We start from the raw sequence: 11,878 nt of genomic DNA on the forward strand, positions 1-11,878 counted from the left end.
CCTCACTCGCCCCGCCCCTACCGCCGTCAGTGACGTCCGCGACGAAGTAGACCGTCGCCTCCGCGGACGCGGCGGACCGCCCGGGCACGTCGGCGTCGATGTGGCAGGGCACCGGGCACGTCGTGGCCAGCGACGCCAGCGCGCCGGGGAGACCCGAGGAGATCAGCACCGGCGGCAGAATAGTGCGGATCACGCCACGCAGCTTCCTGAGGGCCTGCTCGGCGGCCGCCAGCACGTTCGGGATCGGCATCGTGCTCGGCGTGGTCGCACTGGCGAGCGGCGTGGCGTTGGGGGTGCACCACTACCGGCACAGATGACCGTGCAACCTTTTCCGGGGGACCTGGCGTGACTACTCCGTGAATTCACGCTGGAAGGGGCTCCATGAACGATCGCGACAAGGGGTTCGCGGCCTATTTCGCCAGCAGGTCGGGTGCCATGCGTGGCACCGCGTACCTGCTGTGCGGGGACTGGCACCGCGCCGAGGATCTCGTGCAGACGTCGTTCGTGAAGCTGTACCGGGCCTGGCACCGGGTCGCCGAGCACCAGAAGCTGGACGCCTACACCCGGCGCGTCCTGGTGCGGACGTTCCTGGACGAGAACCGGCGTGGCTTCTTCCACCGCGAGCGACCGACCGCGGAGCACACCGACCGGCCCGCGGCGCCCGCCGGCGGCGTCGAGGACCGGGTGGTGCTGCTGCGTGCACTGGCCGAGGTGCCGCCCAGGCAGCGTGCCGCACTGGTGCTGCGCTTCTGGGAGGACCTGTCGATCGAGGACACCGCCAGGGTGATGGGGTGCTCGGCCGGCACGGTCAAGAGCCAGGTCTCCCGCGGCCTCGTCGCGATGCGTCACGTGGTGCCCGCCAACACCCTCTGAACACGGAGAGAGCATGAACGAGCAGGACTTCCGGACGGCGCTGCGTGACACCATGTCCGTCCAGGTGCCACCACCGCCGATGAGCGACGCGCCGGTGCTGGAGGCCGCCCACCGCGACCGCAGGCGCCGCCGGGCCATGTGGTCGGGTGCGGGCAGCGCGGCCGCCGTGGTGGCCGTCGCCGTCGGGGTCGCGGTTCTCGCGCCGGCGATGTCTGGTGACGAGGATGCCCAGGTCGGCGGCCTGGTCACCAGGCAGCCGAACGCGATGAGCACCGAATCCGCGAACCAGCCGTCCGGGCCGGGCAACCGGCCCAGCGCGAAGTCGTCGCCGGACGTTCCGCCTGGGCAGACCGATCGCACGGCGCGCTCCGGCACCCAGTACGAACGCGGCGCCGCGCTGGCCGACAAGCTGGCCGAGGTGATCCCGGCGGGGTACGGCTCACCGGACCTCCCCACCCCCGCGGGCGATTCCGGCGGCGGCCCGTTCAAGTACCACCAGGCGAACTACGAGGACACCCTCAACGGCCGGGAGCTGTGGGACTACGAGGCATACGCACCGGTGACCAAGGGCGAGGGCGTCGGCCGGCTGCTCGTGGAGGTGCACACCGCCGGCAGCGTGACCGGCGACGGCTGCGGCCTCCAGCCCCTCTGGGGCATGGCGGGCAGCTGCACCGAGGTCGCGGTCGGCGGCAAGCGGGTCGCGGTGGTGACCGTCGCCAACGACCGGTTCGACCAGTGGGCCGGCTACCGCTACGACGACGGCACCGTGGTCTTCGTCGCCCAGGCCACCACCTTCGCGTTCGCGGACAAGCCTGCGCTGGACGGCCTCCCGTTCACCGCGGAGCAGCTGGCCGCACTGGCCACCGACCCCCGCTTCAAGGTGACCTAGCCACCCGCGAGTCGCGCGTTCAGCACTCGCGAGTCGCGCGCTCAGTACCCGCGAGTTCAACGTTCAGTACCCGCGAGTTCCGCGTTCAGCACCCGTGAGTCGCGGTGCGCGAACGCGGGACTCGCGGCTTTCAGGCGACGTTCTTCAGTGCGACGTCGAGCGGGGTCGGGGCGAGGTCGAACGTCCGCTCGGTCACCGAGGAGTCGATGGTGAACGGGCGGGCGAACTGGTACCGGGTCGTGCGCAGCTCGCGGATCATGGGGGAGAACAGGCCAGCCGACCACAACACGGCGTACGGGAGCGGGGTGAGCTTCGCCGGCGGGAGGCCGTTGACCTCGGTGAACCGGGTGGCCAGGGCACGCACGGTCAGCGGCTGGCCGGTCGGCACCAGCCACGCCGCACCCCAGGCCCGCTCGTCGGTCGCGGCCGTCACCAGGGTGTGCGCCACGTCCGCGATCGACGTCCAGCTGTGCGGCACGTCCAGCGCCGTCGGGACGAACGCCCGGCCGCCCTTGCGCAGGGGTGCCGCGAGCGCGACGCTGAAGATGGAGTTCGCCTCGACGTAGTCGCTGCCCCGGACCTCGGTCGCCCGGATGCGGCCGGCCTCGTGGCGGGCCAGCGCCGCGCGCCACATCTCGGCCCGCAACCGCAGCTTCGGGTGGGTCGCGGCCAGCGGCGTGCCGGCGGTGATCGGACCGTCCACCTCGCCGTAGCCGTACAGGTTGCTGGCGGTCGCGAGCACCGCGCCCGTGCGTTCGGCGGCCGTGAGCAGGGCGGACGCGATCGGCGGCCAGTCCGTCAGCCAGCGGTGGTACTGCGGGCTCGCGCAGTTGTACAGCGCCGCCGCGCCCTCGGTCAGCTCGCTGAGCCGCTGGGCATCGGTCGCGTCCGCCGCCACCCGCTGGACCGCCGGGTGCTCCGGCCCACCGCCGCCGCGTGTGACGACCCGGACCTGCTCGCCGCGCTCGGCGAGCAGCCTGGCGGTGGCGGTGCCGACCGGACCGGCCCCGACGATCACGTGAAGCATGGTGTGTCTCGCTCTCTCATTCGAGAGCGGTGCTCTCTGTTGAGACGTATGCTTCACCGTCGGGTGCTCACTGTCAAGAGCACCGCTCTCGAATGTGTGCGACACTCTCGGTATGGCTGAGCGCACGCGAGGGTCGATCAGGGCACGGGTCCGGGCCGAGATGCTCGACGAGATCAAGGAGGTGGCCCGCCGCCAGCTCGCGGCGGACGGCGCCAACCTCTCGCTCCGCGCCATCGCACGCGAGCTGGGCATGGTCTCCTCGGCGATCTACCGGTACTACGCCAGCCGCGACGACCTGCTGACCGCGCTCATCCTGGACGCGTACAACTCACTGGGCGAGGCGGCGGAGCAGGCCGCCGCCGCGGTGCCGGACCAGGGGGACCACCGCGGCCGCTGGCTCGCCGTGGCCCGCGCCATCCGCGCCTGGGCGGTGGCGCGCCCGCACGAGTACGCGCTGATCTACGGCAGCCCGGTGCCCGGCTACGTCGCGCCGCAGGACACCGTCCTCCCGTCGATCCGGCCGGTCGTCGTGCTCGGCGCCATCCTCGAGGACGCGTACGACGCCGGTCGCCTGGCACCCGCCGACCTCGAGGAGCCGCGTCCCGTCCTGCGTCCCGAGCTGGCGCGGATCGCGGCGGTCGTCGCGCCGCACGCCGGCGAGGCGCTGATGGCCCGCGCGCTGATCGCCTGGACGGAGCTGTTCGGCGCGCTCAGCTTCGAGCTGTTCGGCCGCTTCAAGAACACCATCACCGACCTGTCGGTCTGGTACGAGCACCAGGCCGAGGAGATGGCCACCTACACGGGCCTGCGCAGCTGAGCGACACGATCGGTGGCCGCCGTGCCGGTGGCAGCCCCCGCACCGGCCGGAAGATGACCTCGGTTGGGAAGCATCCGTTCGGCCGGTGAGCCGATCGCCGAGTTGGCGTAGAGGTTCCGTGAAGCCGGCATGAAGGTCGGTCCGGCACGCTGTGGCAATGCGAGTGCTGATACACGCGTCCGACCCGGTCAACCGGGCAGGCGCACGTGCGCTCCTGCGGCCGGCGCGGGAGGTCGAGTTGGTCATCGACGGCGAGCGCGCCGACGTCGTCGTGCTCGTCGAGCAGGTGGTCACCGGCGCCCACCTGGAGGAGCTGGACCGGCTGCGGGGGCGGGCCCGCTGCGTGGTCGTGAGCGGCCGGCTCGCCGAACGGGACATGATGACCGCGGCCCGCTGCGGGGTGATGAGCGTCCTCCCGATCGACACGCTCACCGTCGGGCGGCTCGTCTCCGCCATCGCCGGGGCCGCGCAGGGGCGGTCGCTGCTGCCGCCGAGGCTGCAGGCCGCGTTGCTTCGCCAGCTGGTCGACCTGCGCACCGACCTGCTCGCACCGAACGGCCTCACCCTGTCCGGCCTGGACGAACGCGAGCTGGACGTGCTGGGCCTGATTGCGGAGGGCTTCCGCACGGACGAGATCGCCTCGAAGCTCTCCTACTCCGAGGGCACCGTGAAGAGCGTGCTCCACGGCGCCATGGCCCGCCTCGGGCTCGCCAACCGCGCCCACGCCGTGGCCCACGCCATCCGCGCCGGCGCCCTGCCCTGAGACGTTCGCCCCGACCCACCGGCGCCCCTGTCGGAGCCGCCACTTCTCCGCCACCTGTCGACCCGCACCGCCGGACCGGGCGGCCACCTCGGGGAAGAACGTCAGGAGAAGAAGCGCGTGACCGTGATGCCGAACTCCGACAGGCGGGCGTCCGCGCGGTCGAGGTCCCAGCGGGCGGACAGGTCCGCGTACACGCCGACGCACTCGTCGAACGCCTTCCGCGCCGCGTCCAGCGTGCCCGCGCGGGCCAGCAGCACGGCCGCGTCCTCCAGCGCCGAGCCCAGCTCCACGACCCGCCCGACGCGCCGGTAGTGCTCGGCGGCCGCCAGCACCGGCGCGGGATCGTCCTCGACGAGCCCCCGGCACCACCACGACGCGACCGTCGCCCGTGCGGTCACCCGTTCCTTCGCGGCCTCCTCGGCACACACCCGCACCGCGCGGGAAACCCGTTCCCCGTCGCCTGCCGCGAGTGCGAGGCGGACCACCTCGGGCAGCCACTGGTGCCGCAACATCATCGGCGCGAAGCCGGGTTCCAACAGCGGATCCACAATGGACAGATCCAGGTCGTCGCACTGCTCCGCCAACAACATCTCGGCCATCAACAGGAAGTCGAGCTTCTCCCGTTCCTCCACGGTGGACCCGTGCCGGGCCACGGCGTCGAGGTGGGCGGCCGCCTGGATGCCGTCCCCGCGCCGCCCGGCGATCAGCGCCGCGAGGCCGTGCCGCAGCAACGCCATCGCCGCCGGGTCGCGGAGGCCGAACCCCAGCCCCTCCACCGCGTCCAGCTCGACGAGCGCCTCGTTCCACCGGCCGACCCAGTAGTGGTGCAGGGCGGCGGAGAGCTGGAACGGCCGGCCGCGGGCGGCATGCACGGTGGCCTCGGCCTCGTCGAGGCGGTCCAGGTTGTGACACGTGAACAGCTTGTTGTCCAACAGGTCCAGCTCCAGGTCGCTGCCGGCCTGGACCGAGTCGAGCGCCGCGTCCACGTGCCCCAGCGCCCCCTCGTGGTCGCGGCGGACCGTCGCCACCAGCCACAGCGTCTGCCGCGCGTGCGCGGTGAGGTACGCGTCGCCGGCCGCCTCCGCGAGGGCCTCGCGACCGGCGGCCTCGGCGGCGTCCAGGTCGTCGTCGAGCCGGCCGCGGCGGAACCCCGCGAGCAGGTGCCGGTACCGCTGCCGCCAGATCTCCGGCACCTCGTCGACCGTGACCGTGCGGATCGCGGCTTCCACGTCACCCCGCCGGAACCGCAGCGTGGCCAGCAGCTGGCGCATCTCCGCGGCGCGGTGCGGGTCCGTCGCCATGGCGAGCGCTTCGGCCGCCTCCCGCTCCGGGTGCCGGTCGAGCCGGTACAGCACCCGCACCCGTGCGGCGGCCAGGACCTCCCGGCGCGGATCGTCCGCCAGGCACAGGGAAACGGCCCGGTCGAGCAACTCGGCCGCGACCAGCGGCGCGCGGTTCGCGAGCGCGGTGTGGTGGTCGACCAGCCACGCCAGCCCCCAGTCGTCGAGGCCGGCGGCGGCGAGCTGGTCGGCGACCTGGGCGACCGGCGCGCCCGCGCTGGCCAACGCCTCGGCCGCCGCCCGGTGCCGCGGCCCGCGGGAGCGGATCTCGGCGTAGCAGGCCTCCCGCAGCAGCGGGTGCCGGAACGCGAGGTGGTCGCCCGCGTCGGCGACGATGTTGGCGGCCGTCGCCTCCTCCAGCACGGCCAGCAGCTCCGACGGCCGCTTCCCCGCGACCGCGGCGACACCGGTCACCGTGAACTCGACGCCCAGCAACGCGGCCGCCCGCAGCGTCTCGCGGGCCTCGTCCGACAGGACGTCCAGCTGGCCCCGCGCCGTGTCGAGCAGGGACGCCGGGTTCGCCGAGGTCGCGAGCTCCGTGATGTACCGCGGGTTGCCGGCCATGCCGAGCACCAGCTCGCGTGCGCGTGGTCCGGGCGAGCCGGTGAGCCGGTCGCGCAGCTCCAGCGACTCGTCGGCGGACAGCGGATCGAGCACGAGTACCGCGTCGCGGCTGTGCAGCTCGTGACGCAGCCGGGTGAGCGCCGGACCGCGGGGCATCGGCCGGGCCGCGGCGACGAGCAGCAGCGGGAGCTGCCGGGCGGCGGCCGTCAGCCGGTGCCACACCTGCGCGCTGGCCTCGTCCGCCCACTGCATGCCGTCGGCGACCAGCACGAGCGGCGCGTGCCGGCACCGCTCGGCCACCAGCGCGAGCACCGCGTCCGCCGACTCGGCCCCGGTGCGCAGGCAGTCCAGCACGACACCCAGCGGAACGTCGGCCGACCGCTCGTCCGCGACCGCCCAGCCGAGCTGGCAGCCGCGCTCGGGCACGCTCGCCAGGGCGTGCGCGAGCAGCGCGGACTTGCCGATGCCGAAGTCACCCTCCACCCAGATCGCGCCGCCGCGGCCCTCGCGCAGCACGTCGACCAGCGTCCGCAGCCGGCGCAGCTCCGCGTGCCGGCCGACGAACGGCTCACCGGGTGGCGGCGGCCGCACCAGGAGCCGGTCCGGCGCGTCGGGCTCGTCGCCCAGCAGCCGGGCGTGCAGCTCGCGCAGCGCGGCGCCGGGCGCCACGCCCAGCTCGGCGGCCAGGACGCGACGGCCCTCGGCGTACACCTCCAGCGCCTCGGCGCGCTGCCCGCCGCGGTGCAGCGCCAGCATCAGCAGCTCGCGGAACCGCTCGCGCAGCGGGTACTCCCGCACCAGGGCGGTCAGCTCGGCCCGCAGCTCGGCCCGCGGCTCGTCGTCGGCGCCGGCGTCGAGCAGGGCGGACGCACGGCGTTCCAGCGCGTCCAACCGCAGCTCGGCGAGCCGCGACCGCTCCCGCTCGGCGAACGGTCCCGGCATGCCGGACAGCGGGTCGCCGTGCCACAGGGCGAGTGCCGCGTCCAGCGCGTCCGGGTTCCGCAGGAGCCGCTCGAACTCGATGGCGTCGACCGCGGGGACGTCCAGCCGGTAGCCGGCGGGGTCGCTGGTCAGGAGCGCCCGGTCCGCCTGCAGCGCGCGCCGCAGCCCGGAGATGTAGGTGTGGATGTTGCCGGCCACGCTCTTGGGCGCCGCCGCACCCCACACGGCCGAGACCAGCTCGTCACGGGTCACCGGCCGCCCGGCACGCAGCGCGAGCACCGCGAACACGGCCCGCTGCCGCGCAGGCCCCAACGCCAGTTCGACCGGCCCCCGCCACGCCCGAACCGGCCCGAGCACCTCCACGCGAAGTCTGTCCATTGCGCACCCCTCACCACGCTCACGTCCCGGAGCCGGCGAAACGTTCACGCGACGAGGACAGCCTTCGTTACGGCTGACGGACGAAAGGCGTCCTTAATCACGTCCAGTGTGTGAATAAGTCCCAGGCCCGGGGTCGCCGGGCGCGGACCGCACCCGCCCGCCATCGGCAGGACAGGCGTCGGCGCTCACCTCCAGAACGCGGCTTCTCGGGCCGTCGCGAGCGGAACCGTCATGACACCAGAGCCGGTGGGCGCCAGACCGCGGCCTCCGCCCGCTGGACGGCGGTCTCCGCGCCGATCGCGCGGTAGGCCGTCACCGCGTCGCCCAGGACGTCCTGCGCCTCGCGGGCCTGGCCGCGGCGCGCGAGCAGCCAGGCCACGTCGGCCAGCGCCTGACCCCGCATCAGCTCCAGCCCACCGGCGACGCGGCAGAACGTCACCACCGCACGCACCTCGTCCGGGTCCTCGGCGAGGATGCCGTGGCAGTAGCTCAGGAGCATCCTGGCCTCCACCGGCAGCGGCCGCGCCGGCAGGCGTTCGAGCAGCCCGCGCAGCAGGTCGGTCCGCGACCGGTCGCCGACCAGCACCGCCAGCCTGGCCAGGTCCGGCAGCCAGCGGTACCAGGGCGGCGGCAGCACCTCGACGTCCAGCAGGGGCGCGAGCGCGTCCAGCGCCTCCCGCGGCTTGCCGGCCAGCTCCGCGAGGGCCGCCCGGGCCGCGAGCAGCACCGCCAGCGGCCTGTTGCCGGACGCCTGCGCGTGCCGCCGGGCGAGGCGCAGGTGGCGCCACGCCGTGCCCCGGTCGGCCCGGTGCGCGGCGATCAACGCGTTCGCGCCCGCCACCGCGGCCGCGACGGTCGGTCGGCGCAGCACGTACGACGCCGGGTCGCGCTCGCTCGCCGCGATGATGTCCAGCTCGGCCTGTGCCGCGTCCCACCGCCCGTTCCAGAACTCGTTCATGGCGTTGGTCATGTGCAGCTCCGCCGGCATGGCCCGGTGCATCGCCAGCTGCCACGTCGTGACCGGCAGGGCCGAACCCGCGTGCTCCAGCGCGGTGCGGGTGTCCTCGTCCAGCAGCCGGTACTCGCCCAGCCCCGGCGGACCGGCCGGGGGCGGGTCGTCCAGGGCGGCCAGCAGCAGCTCGTGCCGGTCCCGCCACGGACCGGTCGCGCCGTCGGACAGGGCGCGCGCCACCTCGTGCCGCGCGTCCTCGTCGCGATCGCACCGGCTGTAGCCGTACGCGAGCACCCACCGCATCTCGGCGGCCAGCTCGGGATCGGTCGTCCGGGCGATCAGCGACCGCGCCTCCGCCTCCGGCTCGCTGCCCAGCCAGAACAGCAGCCGGGTGAGCGTGGCCGTCAGCGCCTCGCGCGTCCCGGCCGGCGCCGAGGTGACCGCGAGGCGTAACAGGCGGACGGCGATCTCGGGCTCCTCGGCCGCCACCGCGCCGATGTTGGCCGGCAACCACGTGCTGACCAGCGGCCCGGTGAGCGTCGAGGCCTCGAGCTGCTCGGCGACGCGCACCGGCGGGGCACCGGCCTCGGCGAGCGCCTCGGCCACCTGCAGGTGCAGTGCGACGCGGATGGCGTTCGGGGTCTTCTCGTACAGTGCCCGCGCGACGAGCGGGTGGCGGAACCGGAACCGGTCGCCGGCGGCGGTGAGCACACCGGCCGTCAGCGCCTCGTCCAGCGGGTCGGCCAGCTCGGCGGGCCGCCGCCCGGCCGCCGCCGCGAGGTCGGTCAGCGTGAACTCCCTGCCCAGCAGCCGTGCCCACCGCAGGAGCGCGCGCGTCGGCCCGGACAGGAACGCGAGGTGGTCGTCGATCCAGGAGACCAGCTGCGGCGGCAGTGCGCCGTCGTCCACTGTGGGCACACCGGCGCCACCCAGCAGCTCGCCGGCGACCGTCGCGACGATCTTCCTGACGTAGTACGGGTTTCCCGCCGCGTCGTCCAGCCAGCCGCACAACCTGCCCTCCGGCGGCGCGCCGGTCAGCTTCTCCGCGAGCCGGTAGGAGTCCAGCGTGGACAGTGGTGGCAGGGTGAGCGTGCGGCCGGTCAGGTACCGCCGCACCTTCTCGTGCGTCGGGGTGCTCGGCATGGGCCGCGCCGACCCGATCAGCAGCAGCGGCAGGCGGTCGGTGTGCCGGGCCAGCCGCCACCACACCGACAGGCTGGCCTCGTCCGCCCACTGGAGGTCGTCGGCGACCACGACCAGCGGGCCGTCGGCGCACATCTCCTCGACCGCGTCGAGCGGGTCGGTGACGCCGAAGCAGTCCTGGATGAACCGCAGCGGCAGCTCGCTGTCCAGCTCCTGCGCGCTCGCCCAGCGCAGCCGCTTCATGGGGATCGGCACGCCGGACAGCGCCTCGGCCACCAGCGCGGACTTCCCGATGCCCGGTTCGCCGTCGATCCACAGCACCCCGCCGCGCCCGGCCAGCACACCGGCGAGGGCGGCCCGCAGCACGGCCAGCTCCTCCTTGTGCCCGACGTGCACACCCGAGCGGTGCGGCAGCCACGCCGGTTCCGGCTGGCGCTCGTCGGACAGCAGCTGCTGGTGCTGCCTGCGCAGCTCCGGGCCCGGCTCGATGCCCGACGCCTCGACCAGCGCCGCGCGGGCGTCGGCGAACACGTCGAGCGCCTCGGCCGTGCGACCGCTGCCGTGCAGTGCCCGCATGAGCAGCACCCGCAGGCGTTCCCGCAGCGGGTGCTCCCCGCACAGCGCGGTCAGCTCGGCGACCAGCTCCTCCGGCCGGTCCAGGTCGAGCAGGAGCTCGGCCCGGCTCTCCACGGCCGACAGCCGCAGCTCCGCGAGCCTCGCGCGCTGGGCCTGCGCGAACGGGCCGGGCATGCCGGTGAACGCGTCCCCCTGCCACAGGTTCAGGGCCGTGTCGAGATCGCGGAGCGCGGCGTGCGGGTCGGTCGCGTTCGCGGCCCGGGCACGCAGCTCGACGAACCGGTGCACGTCGACGTCCGCGCGGTCGGCCCGCAGTGAGTAGCCCGAGCCGACGGAGGCCAGCACGGTGCCGCCGGAGCGCTTCGCCCGGCCCGGTTCCAGCGCCTGCCGCAGGCCTGAGACGTAGGTGTAGATGCTGCCGCTCGCGCTGGAGGGCGGCTCGTCGCCCCACAGCGCGTCGATCAGCTCGTCACGGGAGACGGTGTGCCCGGCGGACATGGCGAGCACGGCCAGCACCGCACGTCGGTGGGCCGAGCCGAGGTCGAGTTCGTCTTTCCCGCGCCAGGCACGTACCGGCCCGAGCAGCTGGAACCGCTGCCCGGCGCCCACGCGTGCCGATGCCGGCGAAGTATCCGTCGCGTCCACCCCTCGTCAGCCCCCTGACGCCTGCGTTATAGCAGGCCGCGGACGGTGGGAGGCAGATGACTCGGCGTGGTTCGCCGGCGCGCACGACGCCGGGCCGGGGAGTTGGTTCCAGGTTCAACAACCTTGGCTACCTGGTGTTTCGCTGCCCTTCTGTGGTCCTGATCGCTGTGGTGTCCGTCTCGTTCCGCACGTGCCCGGGTGTGTTGACCGCTAGGAAATCTCAGGAAATTTTAAGGTTTCTCGGCGCGTCGGGACCCGATCTCGACCACCCGGTCGGCCGTCAGCCGGCTGATGTCCTGACCCGCCGCGACGACGAGGTAGCCGGGCAGGCAGGCCGGCCCGAGCGCCGGGTGCGGCACGGCGTCCACGTCGTCGGCGACCACCGCGGCCGGACCCGACTTCCGCAGCAGGTCGAACGCCTCGGCGAGCCGTGCGAGCAGCCAGGACCGGTCCGGTGAGGAGTGGTAGGCCTTCTCGTGGCACAGCTCGGCCGCGGCCTGCACCGGCGCCGCGAGCGAGACGTCACCGGTGCTCGTGTAGTGCTCCCGCAGCGCCGCGATGACCGCCCCGGCGCCGAACATGTCCCACGCGGCCACGTTGTCCCGGAAGCTCAGCGCGAGCACGGTGACTCCGCGCCCGCGCCACCGCTGTGCGGCGGTGGTGAGCAGGGCGGACTTGCCGGCACCGGCCGCGCCACGCACGGCGACCAGGGTGTGCCGGCGGGCGGACGTGCCGGCGAGCGCCTCGTCCAGGATGGACAGCTCGCCGGGAATTGTGCTACTGCGTTCCCCCGTCATACCGGCAATCATGCGGTAGCCGGGTAGGGGGAGTGGCCTGCCCGAGGACCCCAGGTGACCGAAGTTGCCCGAAGTGCCCGCCGTGGAGACGTCGTAGAGAAGGCGTGAAGACGCGCGCGCGAGACTCCTGCCGCTGAGTACCTACGGGGGAGGAAACGATGGAGAGAGTCCG

At 74.0% G+C, this 11,878-nt stretch carries 8 protein-coding genes and 1 pseudogene; 4 read left to right on the plus strand and 5 right to left on the minus strand.

Annotated features, from left to right (window positions below):
* Positions 1-250, minus strand: a pseudogene (locus ACJ73U_RS03175) (sensor histidine kinase); the annotation flags it as partial.
* Positions 251-381: 131 nt separating this feature from the next.
* Between ACJ73U_RS03175 and ACJ73U_RS03180 the strand changes: the two are divergent.
* Positions 382-873, plus strand: coding sequence for a SigE family RNA polymerase sigma factor (locus tag ACJ73U_RS03180; protein ID WP_407775978.1), 492 nt, complete (start codon positions 382-384; stop codon positions 871-873).
* Between the two features lie 13 nt (positions 874-886).
* Positions 887-1,762 carry a hypothetical protein gene (locus ACJ73U_RS03185; RefSeq protein WP_407775979.1) on the plus strand — a complete coding sequence of 292 codons (876 nt, stop codon included), beginning with the start codon at positions 887-889 and terminating at the stop codon, positions 1,760-1,762.
* Between the two features lie 130 nt (positions 1,763-1,892).
* On the opposite strand, the gene ACJ73U_RS03190 is transcribed toward ACJ73U_RS03185, so the two are convergent.
* Positions 1,893-2,789, minus strand: a complete 897-nt coding sequence (locus tag ACJ73U_RS03190; protein ID WP_407775980.1) for an NAD-dependent epimerase/dehydratase family protein — start codon at positions 2,787-2,789, stop codon at positions 1,893-1,895.
* Positions 2,790-2,901: 112 nt separating this feature from the next.
* On the opposite strand from ACJ73U_RS03190, the gene ACJ73U_RS03195 reads away from it, so the two are divergent.
* Positions 2,902-3,606, plus strand: coding sequence for a TetR/AcrR family transcriptional regulator (locus ACJ73U_RS03195; RefSeq protein ID WP_407775981.1), 705 nt, complete (start codon positions 2,902-2,904; stop codon positions 3,604-3,606).
* Positions 3,607-3,763: 157 nt separating this feature from the next.
* Positions 3,764-4,369, plus strand: a complete 606-nt coding sequence (locus ACJ73U_RS03200; RefSeq protein WP_407775982.1) for a LuxR C-terminal-related transcriptional regulator — start codon at positions 3,764-3,766, stop codon at positions 4,367-4,369.
* 101 nt (positions 4,370-4,470) lie between these two features.
* On the opposite strand, the gene ACJ73U_RS03205 is transcribed toward ACJ73U_RS03200, so the two are convergent.
* The 3 genes from ACJ73U_RS03205 to ACJ73U_RS03215 form a co-directional block, all read right to left on the minus strand.
* Entirely contained in the window at positions 4,471-7,593 is a 3,123-nt protein-coding gene (locus ACJ73U_RS03205) for a BTAD domain-containing putative transcriptional regulator (RefSeq protein WP_407775983.1), read from the minus strand.
* 229 nt (positions 7,594-7,822) lie between these two features.
* Positions 7,823-10,909 carry a BTAD domain-containing putative transcriptional regulator gene (locus ACJ73U_RS03210; protein WP_407775984.1) on the minus strand — a complete coding sequence of 1,029 codons (3,087 nt, stop codon included), beginning with the start codon at positions 10,907-10,909 and terminating at the stop codon, positions 7,823-7,825.
* Between the two features lie 230 nt (positions 10,910-11,139).
* Positions 11,140-11,706: an ATP-binding protein gene (locus ACJ73U_RS03215; protein WP_407775985.1), complete on the minus strand. Its 567-nt coding sequence runs from the start codon at positions 11,704-11,706 to the stop codon at positions 11,140-11,142.
* Positions 11,707-11,878: the final 172 nt, after the last annotated feature.

It is taken from the genome of Actinophytocola sp. (assembly GCF_045807065.1).
In the GTDB taxonomy this organism is placed as follows: domain Bacteria; phylum Actinomycetota; class Actinomycetes; order Mycobacteriales; family Pseudonocardiaceae; genus Actinophytocola.

What these genes read in the sequence shown, in the direction of transcription:
- ACJ73U_RS03200 (WP_407775982.1), top strand. Translation starts at nt 3,764, where the DNA reads ATGCGAGTGCTGATACACGCGTCCGACCCGGTCAACCGGGCAGGCGCA.
- ACJ73U_RS03205 (WP_407775983.1), bottom strand. Translation starts at nt 7,593, where the DNA reads ATGGACAGACTTCGCGTGGAGGTGCTCGGGCCGGTTCGGGCGTGGCGG.
- ACJ73U_RS03190 (WP_407775980.1), bottom strand. Translation starts at nt 2,789, where the DNA reads ATGCTTCACGTGATCGTCGGGGCCGGTCCGGTCGGCACCGCCACCGCC.
- ACJ73U_RS03215 (WP_407775985.1), bottom strand. Translation starts at nt 11,706, where the DNA reads ATGACGGGGGAACGCAGTAGCACAATTCCCGGCGAGCTGTCCATCCTG.
- ACJ73U_RS03185 (WP_407775979.1), top strand. Translation starts at nt 887, where the DNA reads ATGAACGAGCAGGACTTCCGGACGGCGCTGCGTGACACCATGTCCGTC.
- ACJ73U_RS03180 (WP_407775978.1), top strand. Translation starts at nt 382, where the DNA reads ATGAACGATCGCGACAAGGGGTTCGCGGCCTATTTCGCCAGCAGGTCG.
- ACJ73U_RS03195 (WP_407775981.1), top strand. Translation starts at nt 2,902, where the DNA reads ATGGCTGAGCGCACGCGAGGGTCGATCAGGGCACGGGTCCGGGCCGAG.